General features: G+C 39.2%; 21 protein-coding genes, 3 tRNA genes and 1 other annotated feature. Of the genes, 10 read left to right on the top strand and 14 right to left on the bottom strand.

Going from position 1 to position 24,354, the window contains the following annotated elements; genetic code table 11:
* Positions 1–70: 70 nt before the first annotated feature.
* The 7 genes from CHF41_RS00205 to yfmF all read right to left on the bottom strand — a co-directional run bounded on the left by CHF41_RS00205 (position 71) and on the right by yfmF (position 6,520).
* Positions 71–865: an energy-coupling factor transporter transmembrane component T family protein gene (locus CHF41_RS00205; RefSeq protein WP_119875468.1), complete on the bottom strand. Its 795-nt coding sequence runs from the start codon at positions 863–865 to the stop codon at positions 71–73.
* Positions 858–1,700: an energy-coupling factor ABC transporter ATP-binding protein gene (locus tag CHF41_RS00200; protein WP_119875466.1), complete on the bottom strand. Its 843-nt coding sequence runs from the start codon at positions 1,698–1,700 to the stop codon at positions 858–860. Before CHF41_RS00200 ends, CHF41_RS00205 begins: the two co-directional genes overlap by 8 nt.
* Entirely contained in the window at positions 1,676–2,512 is an 837-nt protein-coding gene (locus CHF41_RS00195) for an energy-coupling factor ABC transporter ATP-binding protein (RefSeq protein WP_119875464.1), read from the bottom strand. Before CHF41_RS00195 ends, CHF41_RS00200 begins: the two co-directional genes overlap by 25 nt.
* Positions 2,512–3,051 (bottom strand): CDP-diacylglycerol--glycerol-3-phosphate 3-phosphatidyltransferase, encoded by a 540-nt coding sequence (gene pgsA / locus CHF41_RS00190; RefSeq protein ID WP_119875463.1) that lies wholly within the window; start codon positions 3,049–3,051, stop codon positions 2,512–2,514. Before pgsA ends, CHF41_RS00195 begins: the two co-directional genes overlap by 1 nt.
* Positions 3,052–3,059: 8 nt before the next feature.
* Positions 3,060–3,905, bottom strand: a complete 846-nt coding sequence (gene rodZ, locus CHF41_RS00185; protein WP_119875462.1) for a cytoskeleton protein RodZ — start codon at positions 3,903–3,905, stop codon at positions 3,060–3,062.
* Positions 3,906–3,983: 78 nt separating this feature from the next.
* A complete protein-coding gene (yfmH, locus tag CHF41_RS00180) occupies positions 3,984–5,264 on the bottom strand; it encodes an EF-P 5-aminopentanol modification-associated protein YfmH (protein ID WP_119875460.1) in 1,281 nt (426 codons plus the stop codon).
* A 2-nt stretch (positions 5,265–5,266) separates the two neighbouring features.
* Positions 5,267–6,520 (bottom strand): EF-P 5-aminopentanol modification-associated protein YfmF, encoded by a 1,254-nt coding sequence (gene yfmF / locus CHF41_RS00175; RefSeq protein ID WP_119875459.1) that lies wholly within the window; start codon positions 6,518–6,520, stop codon positions 5,267–5,269.
* A 73-nt stretch (positions 6,521–6,593) separates the two neighbouring features.
* On the opposite strand from yfmF, the gene CHF41_RS00170 reads away from it, so the two are divergent.
* Both CHF41_RS00170 and recF read left to right on the top strand, forming a co-directional pair.
* Positions 6,594–6,980, top strand: coding sequence for an RNA-binding S4 domain-containing protein (locus CHF41_RS00170; protein ID WP_119875456.1), 387 nt, complete (start codon positions 6,594–6,596; stop codon positions 6,978–6,980).
* 2 nt (positions 6,981–6,982) lie between these two features.
* The gene (gene recF, locus CHF41_RS00165; RefSeq protein WP_119875455.1) at positions 6,983–8,086 is read left to right on the top strand and encodes a DNA replication/repair protein RecF; all 1,104 of its coding nucleotides are present in this window, start codon (positions 6,983–6,985) and stop codon (positions 8,084–8,086) included.
* Between the two features lie 81 nt (positions 8,087–8,167).
* On the opposite strand, the gene CHF41_RS00160 is transcribed toward recF, so the two are convergent.
* From CHF41_RS00160 to trpS, 3 genes are all read right to left on the bottom strand, one after another.
* On the bottom strand, positions 8,168–9,034 hold the full coding sequence (locus CHF41_RS00160; protein ID WP_119875454.1) for a GRP family sugar transporter: 867 nt from the start codon (positions 9,032–9,034) through the stop codon (positions 8,168–8,170).
* A 153-nt stretch (positions 9,035–9,187) separates the two neighbouring features.
* Positions 9,188–10,669: an IMP dehydrogenase gene (gene guaB / locus CHF41_RS00155; protein WP_119875452.1), complete on the bottom strand. Its 1,482-nt coding sequence runs from the start codon at positions 10,667–10,669 to the stop codon at positions 9,188–9,190.
* A gap of 215 nt (positions 10,670–10,884) precedes the next feature.
* Entirely contained in the window at positions 10,885–11,931 is a 1,047-nt protein-coding gene (gene trpS, locus CHF41_RS00150) for a tryptophan--tRNA ligase (RefSeq protein ID WP_119875451.1), read from the bottom strand.
* 48 nt (positions 11,932–11,979) lie between these two features.
* Positions 11,980–12,179: a binding site (T-box leader), on the bottom strand.
* Positions 12,180–12,276: 97 nt separating this feature from the next.
* Between trpS and CHF41_RS00145 the strand changes: the two genes are divergently transcribed.
* The 3 genes from CHF41_RS00145 (at position 12,277) to CHF41_RS00135 (ending at position 17,487) form a co-directional block, all read left to right on the top strand.
* Positions 12,277–13,149, top strand: coding sequence for a YitT family protein (locus CHF41_RS00145; protein ID WP_119875449.1), 873 nt, complete (start codon positions 12,277–12,279; stop codon positions 13,147–13,149).
* 65 nt (positions 13,150–13,214) lie between these two features.
* On the top strand, positions 13,215–14,837 hold the full coding sequence (locus tag CHF41_RS00140) for an ATP-binding cassette domain-containing protein (RefSeq protein ID WP_119875447.1): 1,623 nt from the start codon (positions 13,215–13,217) through the stop codon (positions 14,835–14,837).
* Between the two features lie 52 nt (positions 14,838–14,889).
* Positions 14,890–17,487, top strand: coding sequence for a YfhO family protein (locus tag CHF41_RS00135; RefSeq protein WP_119875446.1), 2,598 nt, complete (start codon positions 14,890–14,892; stop codon positions 17,485–17,487).
* Between the two features lie 56 nt (positions 17,488–17,543).
* On the opposite strand, the gene CHF41_RS00130 is transcribed toward CHF41_RS00135, so the two are convergent.
* Positions 17,544–17,617 (bottom strand) — tRNA-Asn (locus CHF41_RS00130).
* A 5-nt stretch (positions 17,618–17,622) separates the two neighbouring features.
* Positions 17,623–17,694 (bottom strand) — tRNA-Glu (locus CHF41_RS00125).
* Positions 17,695–17,809: 115 nt separating this feature from the next.
* On the opposite strand from CHF41_RS00125, the gene CHF41_RS00120 reads away from it, so the two are divergent.
* Positions 17,810–17,883, top strand: a tRNA-Arg gene (locus tag CHF41_RS00120).
* 18 nt (positions 17,884–17,901) lie between these two features.
* Here CHF41_RS00120 and CHF41_RS00115 read toward each other — a convergent pair.
* Entirely contained in the window at positions 17,902–18,573 is a 672-nt protein-coding gene (locus CHF41_RS00115) for a YoaK family protein (protein ID WP_119875444.1), read from the bottom strand.
* 24 nt (positions 18,574–18,597) lie between these two features.
* The gene (gene rlmH, locus CHF41_RS00110; RefSeq protein ID WP_119875442.1) at positions 18,598–19,077 is read right to left on the bottom strand and encodes a 23S rRNA (pseudouridine(1915)-N(3))-methyltransferase RlmH; all 480 of its coding nucleotides are present in this window, start codon (positions 19,075–19,077) and stop codon (positions 18,598–18,600) included.
* Positions 19,078–19,249: 172 nt separating this feature from the next.
* Between rlmH and CHF41_RS00105 the strand changes: the two genes are divergently transcribed.
* The 4 genes from CHF41_RS00105 (at position 19,250) to dnaN (ending at position 24,126) form a co-directional block, all read left to right on the top strand.
* A complete protein-coding gene (locus CHF41_RS00105; protein WP_119875441.1) occupies positions 19,250–20,449 on the top strand; it encodes a S1C family serine protease in 1,200 nt (399 codons plus the stop codon).
* Between the two features lie 56 nt (positions 20,450–20,505).
* A complete protein-coding gene (locus CHF41_RS00100) occupies positions 20,506–21,270 on the top strand; it encodes a ParB/RepB/Spo0J family partition protein (RefSeq protein WP_119875439.1) in 765 nt (254 codons plus the stop codon).
* 197 nt (positions 21,271–21,467) lie between these two features.
* A complete protein-coding gene (gene dnaA, locus CHF41_RS00095) occupies positions 21,468–22,805 on the top strand; it encodes a chromosomal replication initiator protein DnaA (RefSeq protein WP_119875438.1) in 1,338 nt (445 codons plus the stop codon).
* Between the two features lie 184 nt (positions 22,806–22,989).
* Complete coding sequence (dnaN, locus tag CHF41_RS00090) at positions 22,990–24,126, top strand: DNA polymerase III subunit beta (RefSeq protein ID WP_119875436.1); 1,137 nt, start codon at positions 22,990–22,992, stop codon at positions 24,124–24,126.
* Positions 24,127–24,354 lie beyond the last annotated feature (228 nt).

Below are 24,354 nucleotides of genomic sequence, written 5' to 3'. Positions count from 1 at the left end.
TTACAAATGTTACAAAAAAGTTTAGATTCAGTGATAAAAGGGCCATTTGGCGCTTTTCCTCATGCTTTCACTAATTTTTCATAAAATAAAGAAGGGTTCCTAAAATCAACATGACAACTAAAACTAGACTATCTGCTAACTTCCATTCTAGCATACGGTATTTGGTTCGCCCGTCTCCACCTTGATACCCCCGTGCTTCCATGGCTGTCGCCAAAGCGTCTGCCCGTTTAAAACTAGAAGCAAAGAGCGGGATTAAAATTGGAATGACTGATTTTACCTTTTGAATGAGGCTTCCTTCTCCAAAATCAACTCCACGCGCCCGCTGGGCATTCATGATTCGTGTCGTATCATCCATTAAGGTCGGTACAAAACGCAAGCTCATCGACAACATCAGACCAATTTCATGAACTGGTACCTTCAAATAGGTAAGAGGGGCAAGGCCTGCCTCAATACCATCTGCTAGACTGAGTGGCATGGTGGTTAGGGTCAAGAGGGTTGACAGGAAAATAATCAAGACAAAACGAACAAAGATAATACCTGCCTGCTGAATCCCTTCTTCTGTCACTTTCAAAATCCAAAATTGCCACAACACCTCATGACCACCCGTAAAAAAGATTTGGAAAAAAGTTGTAAACAAGATAATCCCAATCATCGGTTTCACACCATTGATGAAAAAGCTTAATTTGATTTTGGATAAAAAAATGACAAGAAGAACAAAGGCAAACAATAAGAGATTGGTCACCAAATTATTGGCCCAGAAAATAATCAACAAAAAGCTCATCATGGCCAGCAATTTGCTACGTGGATCTAAACGATGAATCACCGAGTCCCCTGGAATATAACGGCCTAAAATCAACTTATCCATGCACTATTACCTCAACAAATTCGTCAATGGTAATCGGTAAACGCTCAAAGACAAATCCTCTTCGTTCTAAATTCGCTGCAAATTTTGTCATCTTAGGCACTCCCAGCTGGATACTTTCCATAAAATCAACTGCTTGAAAAACATCTCTAGGACTGCCTGATTTGACCAATTTTCCATTGGACATAATAAAGACATGATCTGCAAAGTTAGCTACATCGTCCATTAGATGAGTCACGAGAACAACTGTCATACCCGCTTGGTGGAGCTCCTTAAAAATGGTCATCAATTCCCTACGCCCTACAGGGTCAAGACCTGCGGTCGGTTCATCAAGCACCAAGACTTTGGGTTCCATAGCAAGAATCCCTGCAATGGCAACCCGTCGCATTTGACCACCAGATAACTCAAAAGGACTGCGGTCAAACAGATCTTCTGAGATGCCTACCAAGGCTAGTTTTTCACGCGCAATTGCTTCTGCTTCTTCTTGTGATACTCCAAAATTCTGTGGTCCAAAAGCGACATCTTTCAAGACAGTTTCTTCAAAAACCTGACTTTCCGGGAACTGGAAAACAAGTCCAACTTTTTTACGCACCTGCTTGATATCCTTATTGACAGAGGTTGGTGTAATACAAAACTCATCAATCAAAACAGTCCCTGACGTTGGGATATTCAGACCATTTAGCAACTGTAAAATCGTTGATTTTCCTGATCCAGTATGGCCAATAAGCGCCGTGAAAGAGCCGTCTACAATCTCCAAATCGACACCAAAAAGCGCACGCCCTTCAAAAGGTGTGTTGGCTTGGTATGTATAATCTACTTGTTGGAGAGTAATGCCCATAATGTTTCTTCTAATTCCTCTTCTGTAAAATAGCGTAACGGCACATCTAGCCCCTTTTCACGCAATTGCTGAACCAAGGTTGCTGTAAAGGGCTGGTCTAAGCCCAAATCCTTTAAATCCTCACGCATAAACAAGTCTGCTGGACCACTAATCGATTCAATCTGACCTTTTTTCATAACCATTACCCGATCACTCAAGGCCACTTCGTCCAAATCATGCGTAATCGAAATTACCGTAATCTGATGCTTTTCCTTGATGTCCTTGACAATCCGAATCAAATCCAAGCGTCCTTCAGGATCTAGCATGCTGGTTGCCTCGTCAAGGATAATAATATTTGGCCGCAAAGCAACAACTCCTGCAATCGCTACCCGCTGCTTCTGACCACCAGACAGTCTAGCAGGTTCACGCTTTTTAAAATCTGTCATACCGACCAATTCTAAAGCTTCCTGTACACGCTGCTTCATTTCTTCTAGGGGAACACCTTGATTTTCTAAGCCAAAGGCAACATCATCTTCCACCGTTGCTCCGACAAACTGATTGTCGGGATTTTGAAAAACCATGCCAATCTGACGGCGTTTTTCCCAGACGTTTTTTGGTGTCAAGACATCACCTGAGATGATAATCTCTCCAGATTCTGCCTCTAGAAGCCCATCAATTAGACGAACCGTAGTTGATTTTCCTGAACCATTGTGACCAATAATGGAAAGCCATTCTCCTTGTTTCACGTGAAACGACACATCATTCAAGGTATAATGCTCATCTTCTTGGTCATATTTATAGCTAACGTGTTTTACTTCAATAATATTTGTCATTACTTAAAGGTATCCTTAAATAAATAAGAAGCACCCTTAAAATAATCATAACCTGAATAAAGGGTGAAAAATAGGGCGATGTAAAGGGTGATTATTCCTAACAACTGCCAGTGGAGCAATAGAAAGATAATGGCAAACATCTGAGAAAATGTTTTAATTTTACCAGGCATTGCCGCAGCAAGCACCGTTCCACCATTTTCAATCAAGAGCAAACGCAAACCAGTGACAGCCAACTCCCTACAAATAATAATCGCTACAATCCAAGCAGGAGCAAATCCAAGCTCAACCAGCATGATAAAGGCTGTCATCACCAAAATCTTATCTGCCATTGGATCAGCAAATTTACCGAAATTCGTGACTACCTGCCATTTACGTGCTAAATAGCCGTCAAGATAATCAGTCAGACTAGCAAGCGCAAATAACACCGCTGCTAATATATGACTCGTTAGGCTACCCCACACACTCAAAACAAGTATGAAGACAGGAATCACCAAAATGCGACCAAGCGTTAAGGCATTAGGAATATGTTCTTTTTTCATGTTACTCCTCATTGTTCGATTGTCAGAATGACATTTCCTGACTGGTTTGTTAAAGCAGATGTGTCCAACTTTTGCCCTGAAATGGTAATATCAACACCGCGTACCACACCTAATACCAGGGTTGCCGTAGTCGTTCCTGCCGGCAGATTCGCTGACACAGTAGGATTTTCTGGAGATAGTGTAAAGCCACCTGCAATTTCTGTACCTGTTAAACTTACCCAGCTTGTAACACTTGATACAGAAAGGGCGACTGTTACAGGTTCCTTCGCACCTTTTACGGTTACGGCCAAATCATTTCCTCCACCAGATATTACTAAACTCACACCAGAAGTCTGACTGCTAGAAGATGATGAACTAGTGGAGGCTTCACTCGTAGCCTCGCTAGCTGTAGTCGTAGATGATTGAGATACGACACTATAGGACGCACTGGTTTCCTTATTCCTTGCTTGATTTTGTACACGACTATAAACGATATAGGTTACAAAACATAAAATAAAGGTTGAAGCTAGTAATAAATAAATCAAAGGCAAATAAGATGTCTTTTTCTTTTTAACCTTATAACTTCTTCGCAACTCAGACTCAATTTCTACCTCTTCTCCCGCCTCATAATACATGACTAAACTATTGCGGTCATAGGCATCGAGCAATACAGCTGCATCCAACTCCAGCACCTCAGCATAACGCTGTAAAAATGAACGGGTATAGGTTTTATCTGGAATATAGTCAAAATCATTGTACTCTAAAGCCTGTAAATACTTTGCCTGAATCTTTGTCATTCTCTGTAAATCAGCAAAATTCCAACCGCGACTTTCCCTAGCTGCCCGCAACACCTCTCCTATACTTTTTTGTCTCATAAGTTCCTCTCTCTATCAATTAGTTTTCAATACCATATTGTACCAAAAATTTAGGGAAATTTCGATGTTAATTCACTTTTATTTTGGAAAAATCATAAAATCTGCCATATCACACTGGGTCATAAATTGCCGTCCAACTGCCAACACATCCTCCAGTGTCAAGCTGATTAAAAGTTCAGGAATATCAAAAATCGATTCTGTTTCTGAAAAATGACTGACAAAGTAGCCAACAGTAAACTCTGAAGAATTAAGACCACGGATAAATTCACCGTACATTTCATTCTTAAGAATTTGGAAATGTTCCTGTGTCACATCCTCATCCTGCTCAAAATTCAAAAAAGCCTTGCGTAACTGACTGGAAACCGTTATTGGCTCTGCCGTATCTCCCGTCACCACTACAAAATGATAGCCTTGCTGGACCTCGATATGAAAACTCAGGGAATGGTCAATTTTATTAGCTTCATAAAGGATCTGATAACGCTTTGAGGTCCGTCCGATAAGCATGGCGAGTAAAAAAGACAAGCAGATCCGATAGTACTGCTCTTTTCCTTTAGAAATGGTATTATTCCCCCGCAGACCGATAGCAAGTTTCGGTAAGGCTACCTCCCAACTTTCCTTACCATGCTCGATGATTGCTTCTTTCTTGATTGGCTCAGAAATCGGCTTCTCTTTTGTTACATGATATTGCGCCTGAGTTTCATAAATCCAGTCAAAAACCTGATAAACATCTATATCCCCCATGACCACCAAGGTCATGGCTTTCGGCTGATAAAATTGTTGAAAATTCTCTCGCAATATCTCAGCTGAAATCTCGTGAATAGAGGTTGTCGTACCCGCAATATCCTCAGCCAAAGCCGTATTAGGGTAAAGGCTTTTCAAAATCCCTAGATAAAGACGATGATCAGGATCATCTGCATACATTTCAATTTCTTGACTGATGATTTCTTTTTCCCGCTCCACACTCTCATCGGTAAAATGTGTTTCGCGCACCATTTGCTGTAGTAAGTCAAGTGGCTGGCGTAAAGCACCCGTCGTTGAAAAAAGGTAACTGGTCTGATGAAAACTGGTGTACGCATTAGCATTCGCACCATATCTTGCAAACTCCTGTAAGATATCCCCACTATTTGGCATTTCAAATAACTTATGTTCTAAAAAATGCGCTATTCCTTCTGGATAAGCCTTTTCAATCTTGTCAACAGTTGTAAATTTATTGTCAATCGAACCAAAATCAACCGTCATAATGGCATAGGTTTCATGAAAATCTTTTTTAGGAACCAAGACGACTCTTAGTCCATTTTCTAACTTGCACTTATAGATGGGATTCTTTAAGTAAGGATAGGTCTTTTCTGTCAACTTCATCTTTACTGTATAACTCCTTCCATAAAATAAACTGCCTGTAGTCGGACCAATTTTGCTGCGCGAACGACATCTTCTCTTGATACTTGATTGACAGCATCTATCCAATCTGGCAAATCAAGTTGGTCCTCACCAAAAATAACCTTATTATAGGCTTGTTCAATCATCTGGCCCTGCTTATCCTGAGACAGAGTAGCAGAATGAATCAGCATCATCTTTGTCAACTCCAATTCTTCATCTGTGAAGTATCCCCTCTTGATATCTAGCAATTGCTTACTGATCAAGCGCATGGCCTTTTTCCGATTATCCTTATCAATACCTGCATAGACCTTCAAAAAACCTGAAAAGATATTTAATTGACTGCCAATTGTATAGGCAAGCCCCTCTTTTTCCCTAACATTTGTAAATAATTTAGAGTGAGCAAACGCCCCAAACAAACCATTAAAGACAATCAGGGGAATCCTATTGATATCATTATAAACAACTTGTAAATGATAACCCAGTTCTAAAATCGATTGACCTGCTTCTTTTCGCTCCATTTTTTCTCTGAATACATTTGAAAAAGGTTGCTCGTAGGTCCATTCTAACTTAGGATTTCGATAAGAAAAACGAAAGTCTTTCAAGCGTTTAAGGACCATTTCCTGATTAACATCTCCTGACACAAAAAAATCGATGCGATCCAACTGAAGCATATCCTGTAAAGCCTTATAAACTGTCTGAGCAGTCTCTTTTTCTACCAAATCGCGTTTTCCAATACGAGGAATTTTCAGCTGCTCATCTTCAAAAAACAGTTCTGCCAACGCTACATCCGCATGGTAAAAATGATCCTCAACCTCTGCATCTAGATAATTCAATAAATTGGTCTTTTCAATCTCAAAAAATTCAGGATCAATCGCATCTTTTTTCACCAAAGGCTGAAAGAGGCTAGCATAGAGAAGTTCAAGTAAGGACAGGGTTAAATCAGTCTTATCTGGCAGATAACTTGACTTAACATAGGAGATTTTGATGTCAATATAGTGGACTTTCCCACTCCTTGACACACTGGTTGAAAATTGTGCCCCATAAAGGTCAGCCAAGCGCTTGTGAAACAAATGAGAAGTTGGATAGACTTGATTCGCCATATCTAGGATATTAGAAACCAACACCCTTCCAGCAACGGTTTTTGCATCCATTGGCGCAGCAAAACGGACCAAAATTTGATTGGTTGTAAACTTGTCTGCAGGGATAAAATGAAGCTGGACACCTTCTTGTAATTTCATGGATAACCTCTCTAAAACATTCTAGCTTCAATTATACCATTTTATGATATAATTAACTGAAACGAGGTAATTTATGGACTACAAATTATACGAAGAATACACTATTTTACAAGCATTATTAAAAGAGGCTGATGTCATCCAAAGCGGTGGAGCTATTAAGGGATTTTTACAGGAATTCCCCGTCTTTTTTAATGGTGAAAAAGAAGAACGCAGACGCAAAAAAATCCGTATTGGAGATATCATCAGCATTCCAAGTCATGATGTGACCATTACAATAGTGGCGCCGACAGAAGCTGAGCAAAGAGAATATGAGAAAGACAAGGCTGAAAAAGAACGGGTCGCTCAACTTGTCAAACAGCTCAATGCACAAAACAAAAAGAGCAAACCACAAGCCACTTCTTCTCCTAAACCCAACAAGAATAGACAGAAAAAAGCACCTGTCCGCTTTCCAGGTACCTAAGCATGTGGCTCGAATCATTACATTTACAGCATTTTCGCAATTACCAAGAGCTAGATATCCGCTTTCATAATGGATTAAATGTCTTTTTGGGACAAAATGCTCAAGGTAAGACTAATATCTTGGAGAGTATCTACTTCTTGGCCCTTACACGGAGCCATCGGACACGGATTGACAAGGACTTGATGCAGTTTCAACAAAAAAATCTTTCACTCAGTGGTTTACTCCATCGTCAAGTTGGGAAACTCCCGCTTGACATAGAGTTGACAGAGAAAGGACGGATAACTAAGGTCAATCATCTCAAACAATCCAAATTATCGGACTATATCGGCCACATGAATGTCGTTCTTTTTGCCCCAGAAGATTTACAGCTGATTAAAGGTGCCCCTGCGCTTAGAAGAAAATTTATCGATGTCGAATTGGGACAAATCAAGCCAATTTACTTGTCTGATTTATCCAACTATAACCATATTCTCAAGCAGCGCAATACCTATCTCAAATCCTCAGATAGAATCGACGAAACCTTTCTCTCTGTCTTAGACCAGCAGTTAGCGGAATACGGCAGCAAGGTTATTTTACAGCGAATGGACTTTCTAAAAAAACTAGAATTTTTTGGAAATAAAAAAGTTGTAGAAATCTCAGAACAGCGTGAAGAGTTGACAATCCAATATCAATCTTCTATCAAGTTTACAGATATTGACAACTTATTTGACGTATTTTTAGCAGAATTATTACAGTGTCGTAAACGGGATTTATTCAAAAAAAATACCGGTGTTGGACCCCATCGTGATGATATTGCCTTTTTCCTAAACGGTATCAATGCCCACTACGGAAGTCAAGGACAGCATCGTAGTCTTGTATTATCACTAAAATTGGCCGAGATTGAATTGATGAAAGAAGTCACGAGAGAATATCCTATCCTACTGCTTGATGATGTTATGAGTGAACTTGACAATAACCGGCAAGTAAAATTGCTAGAGACCATTTCCTACAATATCCAGACTTTTATTACGACAACCAGTCTCGATCACCTATCAACACTACCTAAAGAAGTCAAAATTTTCACCGTCAAACAAGGACAAATTGAGGAACAAGAAAAGCCGGCATAGCCAGCTTTTTATCTTTACACATATGTCAAGTATTGTCTCGCAATTTTTGTCTAGGGACAGGTAATAGAGTTAGTACATTTACTAATAGGATTTTACGACACCTAATAAGATCGCACCAATCACAAAACAAGTAATTCCAATCGTCAACCAACCTATTTCCTTGCGCGTTTTGGTTTCACCTAAAAAGAGAATACCACCGATAATTGAGATAACCACCCCCAGTTGCGAGAAACTAAAAGCAATGGCAAGACCTGCCTTAGCAGCAGCAAGAAGCATAAAGATATTTCCAATGCCCCACATGAGTCCAACTAGTGCATTTTTAATCACAACTGCCTTAAGCTGAATCTTGAATTTCATAAAAATCATCGCCCCTAGGACCATGCCGACAGCCATCGGAAGAATAACTGCTAAAGCATCAAAATGCATGATATTATTGAATAAAATGGCATAAGAGAGATAGCCAACAGTTGAATAAGTCAACGCACGGAACCCTTTTCCAAACTCATGGTTGGTATTGGTATAAGCTTTCTCAGCATCCTGCTTACTAGTGAAGTAAAATCCAATGACAAGGAGCAAGAGGGCAAGAATTCCAAGTATGAATTGAATTGGCTTACTCCATTCACCAAAGATGATTGCACCAATCAGGCTCCCAAAGACCAATTGAGCACCGCTAGATAGAGGATTTGCAACTGACACTCCCATATACTGCATGGAACGAAATTGACCATATTGACCCATGGACCAGAGCATACCACCAATAGTGCCAAAAAACCATAGAGAAACTGACATTTCTGGTCTGACTATCAGCCAAGCAATCAGTGCAAACAAGAGCGCCCCCAGTGTCATTCCAAAGGTTTGTTGGTTAGGCTTGCCACCAATCTTATTGCTGACAAAACCGATACTGCCCCAAGCTACCATTGGGATAAGTGCATATAAAATACCCTGCATTTCTTCTCCTTTACAGATAGTTTACATATTTGTAAATATATTTTACAAATATGTAAACTTTTTTCTTTTCAACATAGTTCTATATTCTAACACAATGATGATTCTTTGTAAAGAAAAGACAGAACCCTGAATAATCAGAGTTCTGCCTAGAGACTATTGAACAGAATAGTTTGGTGCTTCATTGGTAATTTGGACATCATGCGGATGACTTTCTTTCAATCCTGCACCACTCATTTCGATGAATTGCGCATTGTCATGCAACTCTTGGATATTGGCTGCACCAACATAGCCCATACCCGAGCGGATTCCGCCAAGCATTTGGAAGACGATGTCAGCTGCTGCTCCCTTGTAGGCCACACGACCTTCGATTCCCTCTGGAACCAACTTGTTGGCTTCATTGACAGAACCTTGGAAGTAACGATCGCTTGAGCCTTTTTTCATGGCTGCAATCGATCCCATTCCACGATAAGTCTTGAATTTACGTCCTTGGAAGATTTCAGTTTCTCCCGGTGCTTCATCTGTTCCTGCAAACATAGAACCTAGCATGACCGCATGTCCACCTGCTGCAAGAGCCTTGACAATGTCACCAGAATACTTGATTCCACCGTCCGCAATAATTGTTTTACCGTATTCACGCGCAACCTGTGCTGCATCGTAAATGGCTGTGACTTGCGGTACCCCGACACCAGCAATGACACGGGTTGTACAAATTGAACCTGGTCCAATACCAACCTTAACTACATCGACTCCAGCGTCATAGAGTGCACGCGCACCTTCTGCTGTCGCGATATTTCCTGCAATCAGAGTCCTGTCTGGGAAATGCGCACGGATTTCTGCAATCTTGCGCAAAACGCCTGCCGAATGCCCATGAGCTGTATCGATAACAATCGCATCTGCTCCTGCTTCAAAGAGAGCTTCTGCTCGTTCAAAGGTATCAGAAGTCACGCCAACTGCGCCCGCTACAAGGAGGCGACCAAATTCGTCCTTAGCAGCATTTGGAAATTCGATGACTTTTTCAATGTCTTTAATCGTAATCAAACCAGACAAGCGACCATTTTCATCGACCAATGGAAGTTTTTCAATGCGATGTTCTTGGAGAATGCTTTCAGCTGTTTCTAAATCAGTCCCAACTGGAGCTGTCACCAGATTTTCGCTGGTCATATTGGTTGAAATTGGCTGGTCATAATCTGAGATAAAACGCATGTCACGGTTGGTGATAATCCCGACCAATTTACGATTTTCCATGGTCTCAACGATTGGCACACCACTTATGCGGTAGCGACCCATGAGCTCATCTGCCTCTTTAATCGTATGGTTGGGGGTGAGAAAGAATGGATCGATGATAACGCCATTTTCAGAGCGTTTTACTTTGCGCACTTCATCTGCCTGCTGTTCAATTGACATGTTCTTGTGAATGACACCAAGACCACCTGCACGCGCAATCGCAATCGCCATTTTGCTTTCTGTTACGGTATCCATGGCCGCCGTAATGATTGGGATATTGAGGGTTAAATTCTTAGCCAGTTTTGTTTGGAGATTGGCATCATTTGGCAAAACATGACTTTCCGCTGGAATAAGCAATACATCATCAAAGGTAAAACCTTTTTTCAAAAATTTTGTGTCCCAATTAGACATCCACAGATTCCTCTTTTCTTCTTATTTTTTCCAGCTAAATTAGCTGATTTGTATTTTAAATATCATACCATTTTGAAATCATTTGTCAATTATTATTCGCCTTAAATTCAATATTTTATTTTGAACAAGATATTAAAGGAATATATTTCTTTATAGAACGAACGTTTTTAGAATATATTAAAATTTTGTTCAGAAAAAGGGTGGAAATCATCTTTCTACCCTTTGGAATATTTGGATTCATTAAAATAATTCAAGCCCATAGCTGACTTAACTTCTGAAAGAGTTTGAGCGGCTACTTGCCGAGCTTTGCTACTTCCCTTTTGGAGCATATTGTAGACTTCACCCATATCCTTAGCAAATTCCAAACGGCGCTCCCGAATTGGACCTAATTCTCGCTCTAAGATTTCTAACAAATAGCGTTTTGTCTTAACGTCTCCTAGGCCACCCTGCTTGTAGTGCTCTTTCATCGCCTCAATTTCGGCCTTGTCTTCCTCACGACCAAAGACGTCTAGGTAATGGAAGACCATATTGCCCTCAATTTTCCCCGGATCTTCGACCTTGATATGGTCAGGATCTGTATACATGCTCATGACCTTCTTTTTGAGCGTATCCATATCATCCGCCAGATAAATCCCATTATTGAGTGATTTAGACATCTTGGCATTGCCGTCTAATCCTGGGAGTCGTCCAGCCCCTTCATGTATCGGATAAATCCCTTTTGGCTCAACTAGTACATCTGTCTGATAGGCATGATTAAAACTGCGGACAATTTCACGGGTCTGCTCAATCATCGGTTTTTGGTCAACTCCAACCGGCACATAATTTGCTTTAAAAGCTGTAATATCTGCTGCTTGGGCAATCGGGTAAACTAAAAATCCAGTCGGGATACTTTCTCCAAAGCCTTTTTGAGCAATTTCAGTCTTAACAGTCGGATTACGTTCCAAACGTCCCAGTGAAACCAAGTTCATGTAATACATGGACAACTCAGCCAATTCTGGAATTTGACTTTGAATGAAAATCGTTGATTTTTCAGGATCTAGTCCTGCTGCTAGATAATCCAAGGCTACATGACCGATTGATTCTACAATCTTTTGTGGCTCCTTAGCATGGTCTGTCAAAGCTTGCTGATCCGCCAGAAAGACGAACATGTCGTACTTATCTTCATTTTGCAGACGAACACGATTTTGTAAACTGCCGACATAATGTCCGATATGTAGCTTCCCAGTCGGACGATCCCCTGTTAAGATAATTGGTTTTGTCATAGTATTCTCCTTTTTCCATAAATAAAACCCACGCACAGCAAAAAGCCATGCGAGGGCGTCAAAGACACGGTGCCACCTCACTTATGAGTAGTCTCATCTCATTTGCAGATAAGGCCTGCAAGCCGAATCTTTATGATTTCAGATTCCTAGTCTATCAGCCCATTCATCAATCGCTATTACCTGCTTTCACCGACCACAGGCTCTCTAAAAATAGCTAATCCACTACTTTTCTGATTCCTTTCAATTATATACTCTAAAAAATAGAAAGTCAAGCCATTCTTAACTTGACGACAGGGTTAGAATTAGGGATAATAGAAGCTGAACATTTACAGATAGGATACCTATATGAAACAAAAACTAAAAGATTTTGCGCTAGTTACGATTGGATCTTTCATTTCTGCTATTGCTTTTAATAGTATGTTTGTTGAAAATCATATCGCTTCTGGAGGAGTTGGGGGACTAGCTATTAGCATGAATGCCTTATTCGGTTGGAATACAGCTAACTTTGTTCTGATTGCCAATATCCCACTCCTACTCATTTGTTTTGTCTTTTTAGGAAAAGAAGTATTCATTAAGACCGTTTACGGTGCTTGGATTTATCCCATTTTCATAAAATTGACAGCAGGTTTACCAACATTGACACATAATACACTGCTGGCAGCCATTTTTGGAGGGGCTGTTCTAGGATTTGGACTGGGTCTTGTCTTCATCGGAAACTCATCAACCGGTGGAACTGGTATTATCATCCAGCTGTTTGAAAAATACACCCCCATTCCTCTTGGAACTAGCATGGCCTTTGTAGACGGAATTGTCGTTGGTCTAGGATTTGTTGCCTTTGACGCAGACACCGTGATGTACTCGATTGTGGCTTTACTGTCCATTACATACTTTGTCAACCTTGTCATGGCAGGAGCAGATTCGTCACGAAATGTCATGATTATTTCAAAACATCACGCTAAGATTAAAGAATACATTACCAAAGTAGCAGACCGCGGTGTGACAGAACTACCAATGGTCGGTGGCTTTACAGGTCAGGAAAATCGTATGCTGATGACAACTGTTTCACGGCTTGAATACCAAAGGCTAGAAACCAGTATTCTAGCCATTGATGAAACAGCCTTTATTGTTGTCATGCCTGCGACTCAGGTCAAGGGAAGAGGATTTAGTCTACAAAAGACGCATCAGAATTTTGAAAAAGATATTCTCATTCCAATGTAGTTTCAATTGAAAAATTAGCTTGTTTAGAGTAGAATAAGACTAACGATAGAAATAGGAGAATTGTATTGCTTACAGTATCAGATGTATCGCTGCGTTTTAGCGATCGAAAATTATTTGACGATGTCAACATTAAGTTTACAGCTGGAAATACCTACGGCTTGATTGGAGCTAATGGTGCTGGTAAATCAACCTTCCTGAAAATTTTAGCGGGTGACATCGAGCCAACAACTGGTCATATTTCACTTGGAACAGATGAACGTCTTTCTGTCTTACGCCAAAATCACTTTGACTACGAAGATGAGCGCGTGATTGATGTTGTTATCATGGGAAATGAACAACTTTACAGCATTATGAAAGAAAAAGATGCCATTTACATGAAGGAAGACTTTTCAGATGACGACGGTGTTCGTGCAGCTGAATTAGAAGGTGAATTTGCAGAATTAGGTGGCTGGGAAGCAGAAAGTGAAGCTTCTCAACTCTTGCAGAACCTGAATATTTCTGAAAATCTTCATTACCAAAATATGAGCGAGTTAACCAATGGAGAAAAAGTGAAAGTTCTCCTAGCCAAGGCTCTCTTTGGGAAACCAGATGTCCTGCTCCTTGATGAGCCAACCAACGGTCTTGATATTCAATCAATTAACTGGCTCGAAGACTTTTTGATTGATTTTGAAAATACCGTCATTGTCGTGTCCCACGACCGTCATTTTCTTAACAAAGTATGTACCCACATGGCTGATCTCGACTTTGGCAAAATCAAAATCTTTGTCGGAAACTATGACTTCTGGAAACAATCAAGCGAGTTGGCTGCTAAATTGCAAGCTGACCGCAATGCCAAGGCAGAAGAAAAAATCAAGGAATTACAAGAATTTGTTGCCCGCTTTTCTGCCAATGCATCCAAATCAAAACAAGCCACTTCCCGTAAAAAGATGCTCGATAAGATTGAGCTAGAAGAAATCATCCCGTCTAGCCGTAAATACCCCTTTATCAACTTTAAGGCTGAGCGAGAAATTGGAAATGATTTGGTAACCGTTGAAAACCTGAAAGTAACTATTGACGGGGAAGTGATTTTGGACAATATCAACTTTATTCTTCGTCCAGGTGACAAAACAGCCCTAATTGGTCAAAATGATATTCAGACAACAGCGCTGATTCGTGCCCTTATGGGAGATATCGAGTACGAAGGAACTATTAAATGGGGTGTGACAACTAGTCAATCTTACCTACCAAAAGATAATAGTCGTGATTTCGCAAGCGATGAATCGATTCTTGACTGGCTCCGTCAGTTTGCAAGCAAGGAAGAAGATGACAATACTTTCTTGCGTGGATTCTTGGGTCGTATGCTCTTTTCCGGTGACGAGGTGAATAAGCCTGTCAATGTCCTTTCAGGAGGAGAAAAGGTGCGCGTGATGCTCTCAAAACTCATGCTTCTCAAATCAAATGTACTTGTGCTTGATGACCCAACCAATCACTTAGACTTGGAATCTATCTCTAGCTTGAATGACGGACTGAAGGCTTTCAAGGAATCTATCATCTTTGCCAGCCACGACCATGAGTTCATCCAAACCCTAGCAAATCATATTATTGTTATCTCAAAAAATGGGGTCATTGACCGTATCGATGAAACCTATGATGAATTCTTGGAAAATCAAGAAGTGCAAGCAAAAGTAAAAGAACTTTGGAAAGATTAAAAGAAAAAGGCGAGTTGGTTCGCCTTTTCTTTCAAATAGAAAAATAAGCATTATGTTCAAAAAACACTCAAAATATCTATTTTTAGCCGCCTCTTTCCTACTACCTATCCTTATCATCGCTAGTATATTAGCTATGAAAGGAATTTGGTGGGGAAGTACGACAACTATTTTGGCAAGTGATGCCTTCCATCAGTATGTCATTTTTAACCAAGTGTTGCGAAATACTTTACACGGTGACGGCTCCTTATTCTATAGCTTTACAAGTGGATTAGGTTTAAATTTTTATGCCTTATCTTCTTATTATTTGGGCTCTATCTTATCTCCTTTGGCCTACTTTTTTGATTTAAAAAGCATGCCAGATGCCCTCTATCTCTTTACACTACTAAAGTTCGGATTGACAGGGTTGTCAACTTACTTTAGTCTCTCTAGTATCCATAAAAAATTACAACCTGCCCTTGCTATACTGTTATCTACTTCTTTCTCATTAATGAGTTTTGCGACCAGTCAGTTGGAAATCAACATTTGGCTAGATACCTTTATTTTGGTGCCACTTATTCTCCTTGGACTTCATAAGATGATGGTAGAAGGCAGAGGAAGAACCCTCTATTTTGTTAGCCTTACTTGTTTGTTTATTCAAAATTATTATTTTGGATACATGATGGCCTTGTTTTTAGCCCTTTGGTTTCTTGTTCAGCTATCTTGGAAGGTTAAGGACAGAATAAAATCTTTTGTTGACTTTACAGTTGTATCACTATTAGCAGGTCTATCCAGCATGATCATGCTCCTACCGGCCTATCTAGATTTAAAAACACATGGGGAAAAGTTGACAAAGATTGTCAACTTACAGACAGAAAACTCTTGGTATTTGGATATTTTTGCTAAAAATTTAGTTGGAAGCTATGATACAACGAAGTTTGGTGCCATTCCTATGATTTATGTAGGAATTTTTCCCCTATTCTTTGCCCTTATTTTCTTCACTATAAAATCGATTAAATGGCAGGTAAAAATCAGCTATAGTGTACTACTTGCCTTCATCATTGCTAGCTTTTATCTCCATCCACTTGATCTTTTTTGGCAGGGAATGCACGCACCTAACATGTTTTTACACCGCTATGCCTGGGTTTTCCCATTAGTCATCATTTATATGGCTGCAGAGACATTGACACGATTGACAGATATTCATTTCCGTAACTACCTTCCTCCTATCCTCTTCTTACTGGTTGGATTTGGAACAACATTTTTCGCCTTCAATCATTATGAATTTCTAACATCTATCCATTTTTTACTATCCTTTGAATTTTTAATAGCCTACGGAATTCTTCTATTTGCCATCAGTAAAAAGCGAATGAATCTAAAAGTATTTTCATGTGTCAGTCTATTGTTCGTCCTATTTGAACTTGGATTGAATACCAACTTTCAAGTTGACGGCTTATCTGCTGAATGGCACTTTCCAAGTCGTGAGAGTTACGAGCAAAACTTGACAGATATTGACAAGATTGTAAAGTATGCAAAATCTACCAATGAAACATTTTATCGAACTGAGCGAATCTTTCCTCAAACTGGAAATGATAGCATGAAATACAATTACAATGGGATCTCTCAATTTTCTTCCATTCGGAATCGTGCTTCAAGCTCCACTTTAGATAAATTAGGATTTCGTTCTGACGGTACAAATTTAAATTTGCGCTATCAAAACAATACTATTCTAGCTGACAGTCTCTTTGCTATTCGATACAATTTAGTAGAGGGCGATTTGTCTAAATTCGGATTTTCTCCTGTCTATTCAAGTGGCTCTTATTATCTCCATGAAAATTCCTACTCTCTTCCCTTGGCAGTATTAACAAGTAGTGTTTACAAGGATGTCAACTTCTCTAATTTAACGCTTGATAATCAAACCCATTTCCTAAACCAGTTAGCTGGAGTCGATTTACAGTATTACTACAGCTTAGAACCTTCCAATGTTGAAAATGGATCTGAATTAACGAATCGTGTGACCGTTTCTAAAACAAAAGAAGATGAGACACCTCGCATTCAGTATTCACTATTGGTCCCTGCTCATACACAATTATACGTCAACATTCCAAATATCAACTTTACAAGTGATAACAGTAAGAATGTGCAGTTTACCATCAATAATGTCACTAAAAACTTTACTCTTGATAATACTTTCTCACTTTTTGATGCAGGATATTTTGAAGATGAACAAGTCGTTACCTTGACAATGAGCTTCCCTAATAATTCCCAAGTTTCATTTGATAAACCTCAATTTTATCGTCTTGATACATTTGCCTATCAGGTAGCCATGGATAAATTAAAGAGTCGAGATGTTCAGGTAAAAACAAAAGGAAACAAGATTTCTGTGGATTATACATCTGATACGGATGCCTCATTACTGATAACTCTCCCCTATGACAAGGGATGGTCTGCAAGTCAAAATGGAAAGACCCTACCGATTAAAAAAGCGCAAAATGGCTTCATGAAAGTAGATGTCAAAAAAGGGAGCGGAACGATTGTACTCTCATTCATTCCTCAGGGATTTGTGATTGGGACTTCTTGTTTTGGAATAGGAATCTTACTATTTAGTTTCTATAACAGGATGCGCACCAAAAAGCGAATAGGTATCATGACAAGTGAAAAAGCGGTGGAATAATTCCCCGCTTTTTTACATAATAAAAAATTCCTTGAAACATCAAGGAATCACTCTTACTCCGCCAGTAGGACTCGAACCTACGACATCATGATTAACAGTCATGCGCTACTACCAACTGAGCTATGGCGGATGATATAGTCCGTACGGGATTCGAACCCGTGTTACCGCCGTGAAAAGGCGGTGTCTTAACCCCTTGACCAACGGACCATTCAAGCACTATCTAGTATAATATAGACCTTATCTCTTTGTCAAGCTATTTTTTGCTTTTTTCTATATCTTGACATTCTATCTTGTTTACGTTACAATGAAATGGTTACTGAGCGGTTCCATAGCTCAGCTGGATAGAGCATTCGCCTTCTAAGCGAACGGTCGCAGGTTCGAATCCTGCTGGAATCATCTGATACAGCCTAGCCTCTATGCTAGGCTTTTTTCTCTCCATAATTCATAATTGACATATAGGGCTGGAATCAAGACATAGACAAGTCCATATTCGAAAAATCTTAGGGAAAGAAGTGTGGAAATAATGACTCCAAGACTAAAGCTTCCTAAAATTAGAATCGTTTCCTGCCCTCTTTTACGAAGAATTTTATCATGTTCCATCCATCCTTTAAACCACAGATAAGCTGCATTTTTTAGATTTCCTGTCATCATGACATTGGCATAAGGGGCTCCTCGTAATTTTTGAAAAGTTCCAATCTGAATAGAAGCTACAAAAGCTAGGGTAGCCATGGTAAAAAATGGACCTACAAAAGGAGAAATCATAACTGCTAGAATGATGAAAACAGTCATCAACAAGCTACTGCAGAAATGCCATGTCCATCTATCTTTTTTCAATTTCCGCTTCAAGAGATAGACAATAAATTGTCCCAATATAAAGAAAAAAATAGGGTTTAGAAAGCTAAGTACCTGTGATATCTCACCTTTTGCTAGGTAATAGGATAACATGATGATATTGCCTGATTGAATTCCTGCAAATCGACCTCCCTGAGTAACATAGGTAAAAGCGTTTAGATAACCGCTGATAAAGGTCAAAGCCGTTGCAATTCGTAAACCTTCGAATACTTGATATTCCTTGTTTATTGACATATTACTCCTATGTTTCACGTGAAACTATTTATGGTAGGGACTTCCTTGTTGAATCATAAATGCTCGATAGATTTGCTCAACCAAAACTAGACGCATCAATTGGTGAGGTAGGGTAAGGACTCCAAAACTCATTAAAAGATTGCCCCGTTTTTTTACCGTCTCATGCAAGCCCAAACTACCACCAATGACAAAGCTAATATCTGAATAACCTTTGACCATAGTATCAGATACTAGCTGACTAAAATTCTCTGAGGAAAATTGCCGCCCTTCAATCGCCAACGTAATCACATATTCACGTTCGTTGATTTTTGCTAAAATCCGCTCGGATTCTTTTTTTAAAATAGCCTCATTTTCAGCTAGACTAGCTTTATCAGGTGTCTTTTCATCAGCTAATTCAATCATCTCGATTTTTGCAAAACGACTCAAGCGTTTGACATATTCAGCAATTCCATCCTTGAGGTATTTTTCCTTTAATTTTCCAACTGTGATAATTTTTATTTTCATGCTATTATTGTATCATATTCCTTCTAAATGCTACTAGGAAATATCTCTAATGATGAATTTGAATAGGAAGTATTAAAGTTATCCACAACCTGTGGATTGCTTTTTTCTAGTTTTAAGCTATAATTAAGAAAATAAGGGTATGATAAACCCAAAATTCGAAAGGATTATCTGTATGAAAAAATTTTTTAAAGTGTTACTTTTATTATTAATTGGTTTTGTCGGAGGATTAGCGGGAACACTTGCTGCACCCTTACTACAGACAAATAAGCAGCCAACACAAGTCGTTGAAACTAAAAAAGAAAGCGAACAAACAACGGTTAGTAAGGTACAATACAATAATGAAAATTCAACAACCTCCGCTGTTGAAAAAGTACAAAATGCAGTAGTATCTGTCATTAACTACCAAAAACCACGCGATAATGGTTATCGCTCTATTTTAGAAGAAAATAGCAATTCAGATGATTTAGCCGTTGCTGGAGAAGGTTCTGGAGTTATTTACAAAAAAACAGATAAATTTGCCTATCTTGTCACCAATACGCACGTCATTGCAGGAGCTGAAAAAATCGATATTCAACTGGCTTCAGGTGAAAAAGTAGAAGGGGAGTTGATTGGATCCGATACTTATGCAGATATTGCCGTGATTAAAATCGCAGCTGATAAGGTGAAAACCGTTGCTGAATTTGCCGACTCTGATAAGATTAAAGTTGGGGAAACAGCGATTGCGATTGGTAGCCCGCTAGGGAGCCTCTATGCCAATACAGTAACGCAGGGAATTGTCTCTAGTCTTAGTCGTACAGTTACTTCAAAAGCAGAAGACGGTCAGACTATTTCAACCAATGCTATTCAAACAGATACAGCTATTAACCCTGGAAATTCAGGTGGTCCGCTAATTAATATTCAAGGACAGGTCATTGGGATTACCTCTAGCAAAATTACTTCTAGCTCAAATTCAGCAGCAGGAGTTGCCGTAGAAGGAATGGGCTTTGCAATTCCAGCAAATGATGCTGTTAGCATCATCAATCAACTAGAGAAAAATGGGAAAGTTATCCGTCCAGCATTAGGAATTAAAATGGCTAATTTAAGCAATCTTTCGACTACACAACGCCAAAAAGCAGGTATTGAAGATGATAGCTTAAAAGCTGGTATCGTTGTTCTTTCTACTCAAAAAGGCCTACCAGCAGACGGTCAGTTGGAACAGTACGATGTCATTACCAAAATTGATGGTGAAACTGTTGAAAATATCAGCGACCTGCAAAGTGCTCTTTATAAACATACCGTTGGTGACACCATTTCCATTACCTATTCTCGCCATGGAAAAGAAAACACAATTAACATCAAGTTGACCAATTCAACAGAAGACCTTGCAAACTAGGTCATTACTCACTTTACATCATTGTAAAGTGAGCTTTTTTTTGCTAAGATGGACGTATGGAAGAACTACGTTATATTGCAATCACTGACATCAGCCCCAATCCCTATCAACCACGGATTCATTTTGATCAAGAAAAGCTAGAAGAACTAGCCTTATCGATTAGAGAAAACGGTCTAATTCAGCCCTTGATTGTCCGAAAATCAGCCATTATCGGCTACGAATTACTAGCAGGAGAAAGGAGACTTCGAGCCAGCCAATTGGCAGGTTTGACAACCGTTCCTGTAGTCGTCAAAGACTTGTCTGATGATGACTTGCTTTCTCAAGCTATTATTGAAAATCTGCAACGCTCTGACCTTAATCCGATTGAAGAAGCGACATCTTATCAGCGCTTGATTGAAAAAGGCTTGACTCACGATGAAATTGCACAAATCATGGGCAAATCACGACCTTATATCACCAATATTCTACGCCTATTGCAGCTGTCTGCTCCCTTGATTCAAGCAGTGGAAGAAGGAAGACTATCACAAGGACACGCTAGACTCCTAATTCCTTATCAAGCAAAAGAGCAAGAGCAATGGCTCCATACTATTCTTGAAAAAGAGCTGAGTGTCCGCGCTTTAGAAGCAGCCCTGTCTACCAAAAAAACAAAAACAATTCAACCTAGCAAAAACCTCTTTGTCAAAGAAGCAGAAAAAAATCTCCAGCAACTATTGGGAACAGCTATTGACATTCAACAGAAAAAAAATGGCGGTGGTACCCTATCCATTTCCTTTAAAAACGCTGAAGAATTCGAACGGATTATCCACACCATTATAAACTAGTGTGGAAACAATTAATTGATGAACAAGGTTATTCACACTAAAAACTTGTCGAACCCTCTAGAAAAATAAGCAATTCCCTATTTTTTCCACAAGTTGTGGAAAACTATTATAAACCGTGTGGAAAAAGAATAAAGTTGTGGAAAACTTTATTCTTTTATGATACACTAGTAAGACCAAATAGAAAGAGAGGGGAAAAAGTGGACCAGAAGCAAACATTTTGGAGCAGGGTTCTTCAGCTTGCTAAAGCCAAGCTCAACCAAGGAGCCTATGATTTTTACGTTGAAAACGCCAAATTACTAGATATCGCTTCAAACCGAGCGCAGATATTTTTAGACAGCCCTTATAAACAGCTCTTTTGGGATCAAAATTTAAAAGATATTCTCATCACTGCGGGATTCGAAATTTTTGATAGCCAAATTGCTATTGATTATCAATTTACCACAGATACCCCTGAACGAGCTATAGTCAGTGAGCCCGTAGCGCAGCTACAAGAAGAACAATCTCCTCATCCAGATATCAAATCTCAGTATACCTTTGCAAATTTTGTCCAAGGAATTAATAATCAGATGGCAAAAGCTGGGGCTTTAGGGGTTGCTGATAACCCAGGAATTTACTATAATCCTCTATTTATCTACGGGGGACCTGGTTTAGGAAAGACCCATCTCTTAAATGCAATTGGAAATAAAGCTTTAGAAAATAATCCAAATGCCCGTATCAAGTATGTTTCAACAGAAACATTTATCAATGACTTTCTAGACCATCTTCGCTTAAATAAGATGGAGCAATTCAAAGAAATCTATCGAAATTTAGATTTTCTACTCATTGATGATATTCAATTTTTACGAAACAAAGCCTCTACCCAGGAAGAATTTTTCCATACTTTTAATGCACTTTACGATAAAAATAAGCAAATCGTCTTAACTAGTGACCGTAATCCTGACTATCTGGATAATCTGGAAGAACGGATTGTAACACGCTTTAAATGGGGATTAACAACAGATATTACACCGCCAGATTTAGAAACACGTATCGCCATTTTACGTAATAAATGTGAAGATTATCCCTATGACTTTACAGACGATACTCTCTCTTATTTAGCAGGGCAATTTGATTCCAATGTCCGAGACCTAGAAGGCGCCTTAAAAGACATTCATCTCTTAGCTAGTGTGAAACATCTGACTGAAATTACCGTTGATGTCGCAGCAGAAGCTATTCGAGCTCGAAAACAGACAAACCCTGTCAATACAGTTATTGCGATTGAGACCATTCAGCATGAAGTAGGAGAATTTTACGGGGTTAGCCTAAAAGAAATCAAGGGGGCAAAACGTGTCCAAAATATTGTCCATGCTAGACAGGTGGCTATGTATCTTGCACGTGAAATGACTGACAATTCTCTCCCAAAAATCGGAAAAGAATTTGGCAATCGCGACCATACAACCGTCATGCACGCGCATAATAAAATCAAAAATATGCTCTCAAACGATGAAAATCTCGAAATTGAACTAACCACTATCAAAAACAAAATTCGAAACTGATATTCTATATCAGAATTTGATTTTTGACGAGTATGAGGATAACTTGTGAGAAAAATCCACAGTTTTCCACAAGCTATGCACACCGTATTTTTCGAAGAAACATGCACTATCAGCCTGTTTTCCACAGAATACACAAAGCCTACTATTACTACTAATCTTATAATATATAAATAAAGGAGAATCCATGATTCAATTTTCTATCAATAAAACTGTATTTTTACAAGCTCTTACTATTACCAAGCGGGCAATCAGTAGTAAAAATGCTATTCCTATCTTATCAACTGTAAAAATGGAAGTCTCTACTGAAGGTATTACATTAACTGGATCGAATGGCCAAATTTCGATTGAAAACTTTCTCTCTATTCAAGACGAAAATGCTGGTCTGTTGATTTCTTCGCCAGGTTCTATCTTATTAGAAGCTTCTTTCTTTATCAATGTTGTTTCAAGCTTACCTGATATTGTCTTAGACGTCCGTGAAATCGAGCAGCAACAAATTGTTTTAACCAGTGGTAAATCAGAAATCACCTTAAAAGGAAAAGAGGCAGAGCAATATCCTCGCTTGCAGGAAGTGTCAACTGCTGATCCGCTTATTCTCAAAACCAGCGTTTTGAAAGAGACCATTAACGAGACAGCTTTTGCAGCTTCAATCCAAGAAAGTCGTCCAATCTTGACAGGTGTTCACTTTGTTCTTACAGAAAATAAATACTTAAAAACAGTTGCAACAGACTCTCATCGGATGAGCCAACGTAAATTAACCTTGGATAAATCTGGGGATAACTTCAACGTGGTTATTCCGAGCCGCTCTCTACGTGAATTTGTCACTGTTTTCACCGATGATATTGAGACGGTAGAAGTGTTCTTCTCAAACAACCAAATGCTCTTTAGAAGCGAGCATATCAGTTTTTATACTCGTTTGCTTGAAGGAACCTATCCTGATACTGATCGTTTGATTCCGACAGAATTTAATACAACAGCTATTTTTGATACTGCAAAACTCCGTCAAGCTATGGAGCGGGCTCGTTTACTGTCAAATGCCACTCAAAATGGTACCGTAAAATTAGAAATTACAGGTGGTCAAGTGTCAGCTCACGTGTATTCACCAGAAGTTGGTCGGGTAAACGAAGAATTGGATACACTAGAAGTGACAGGAGAGGACTTGGTCATCAGCTTTAATCCAACCTATATGATTGATGCCCTAAAAGCAACCAATAGTGAACAAATCAAGATTAGCTTTATTTCCCCAGTTCGTCCCTTTACCCTTGTTCCAAATACAGAAGAAATTGATTTTATCCAATTGATTACACCAGTACGTACGAACTAATAAAAGGGAGTGAGGCAAGATGTACCCTCACCCACAAAAAAAAACGAAAACCATCATACAGCTCTTACTAAGAGATAGTATCTTAGTAGGAGCTTTTTTATAAAATTTTAGCTTTTATTAAATTTCAGAAAAAGCAGAATAACACATTATATGATTGATAGAATAATCTAATCACCCGTCCGCCAGAGGAGTGACTGGTAATATCTGAGTCTAAAAAATAAAAAATAA

Origin of the sequence: Streptococcus respiraculi (genome assembly GCF_003595525.1) — a bacterium.
In the GTDB taxonomy this organism is placed as follows: domain Bacteria; phylum Bacillota; class Bacilli; order Lactobacillales; family Streptococcaceae; genus Streptococcus; species Streptococcus respiraculi.
This window is presented reverse-complemented; position numbering and strand designations above follow the sequence as displayed.

Bases quoted from the DNA above. Each gene is read 5' to 3' on its own strand.
- rlmH (WP_119875442.1), bottom strand. From the start codon at position 19,077: ATGAAAATAAAAATTATCACAGTTGGAAAATTAAAGGAAAAATACCTC.
- CHF41_RS00100 (WP_119875439.1), top strand. From the start codon at position 20,506: ATGGAAGAACTACGTTATATTGCAATCACTGACATCAGCCCCAATCCC.
- CHF41_RS00195 (WP_119875464.1), bottom strand. From the start codon at position 2,512: ATGACAAATATTATTGAAGTAAAACACGTTAGCTATAAATATGACCAA.
- trpS (WP_119875451.1), bottom strand. From the start codon at position 11,931: ATGACAAAACCAATTATCTTAACAGGGGATCGTCCGACTGGGAAGCTA.
- CHF41_RS00115 (WP_119875444.1), bottom strand. From the start codon at position 18,573: ATGTCAATAAACAAGGAATATCAAGTATTCGAAGGTTTACGAATTGCA.
- guaB (WP_119875452.1), bottom strand. From the start codon at position 10,669: ATGTCTAATTGGGACACAAAATTTTTGAAAAAAGGTTTTACCTTTGAT.
- CHF41_RS00160 (WP_119875454.1), bottom strand. From the start codon at position 9,034: ATGCAGGGTATTTTATATGCACTTATCCCAATGGTAGCTTGGGGCAGT.
- CHF41_RS00170 (WP_119875456.1), top strand. From the start codon at position 6,594: ATGGACTACAAATTATACGAAGAATACACTATTTTACAAGCATTATTA.
- yfmF (WP_119875459.1), bottom strand. From the start codon at position 6,520: ATGAAATTACAAGAAGGTGTCCAGCTTCATTTTATCCCTGCAGACAAG.
- CHF41_RS00205 (WP_119875468.1), bottom strand. From the start codon at position 865: ATGGATAAGTTGATTTTAGGCCGTTATATTCCAGGGGACTCGGTGATT.
- rodZ (WP_119875462.1), bottom strand. From the start codon at position 3,905: ATGAGACAAAAAAGTATAGGAGAGGTGTTGCGGGCAGCTAGGGAAAGT.
- dnaN (WP_119875436.1), top strand. From the start codon at position 22,990: ATGATTCAATTTTCTATCAATAAAACTGTATTTTTACAAGCTCTTACT.
- CHF41_RS00105 (WP_119875441.1), top strand. From the start codon at position 19,250: ATGAAAAAATTTTTTAAAGTGTTACTTTTATTATTAATTGGTTTTGTC.
- CHF41_RS00145 (WP_119875449.1), top strand. From the start codon at position 12,277: ATGAAACAAAAACTAAAAGATTTTGCGCTAGTTACGATTGGATCTTTC.
- pgsA (WP_119875463.1), bottom strand. From the start codon at position 3,051: ATGAAAAAAGAACATATTCCTAATGCCTTAACGCTTGGTCGCATTTTG.
- yfmH (WP_119875460.1), bottom strand. From the start codon at position 5,264: ATGAAGTTGACAGAAAAGACCTATCCTTACTTAAAGAATCCCATCTAT.
- recF (WP_119875455.1), top strand. From the start codon at position 6,983: ATGTGGCTCGAATCATTACATTTACAGCATTTTCGCAATTACCAAGAG.
- CHF41_RS00200 (WP_119875466.1), bottom strand. From the start codon at position 1,700: ATGGGCATTACTCTCCAACAAGTAGATTATACATACCAAGCCAACACA.
- CHF41_RS00135 (WP_119875446.1), top strand. From the start codon at position 14,890: ATGTTCAAAAAACACTCAAAATATCTATTTTTAGCCGCCTCTTTCCTA.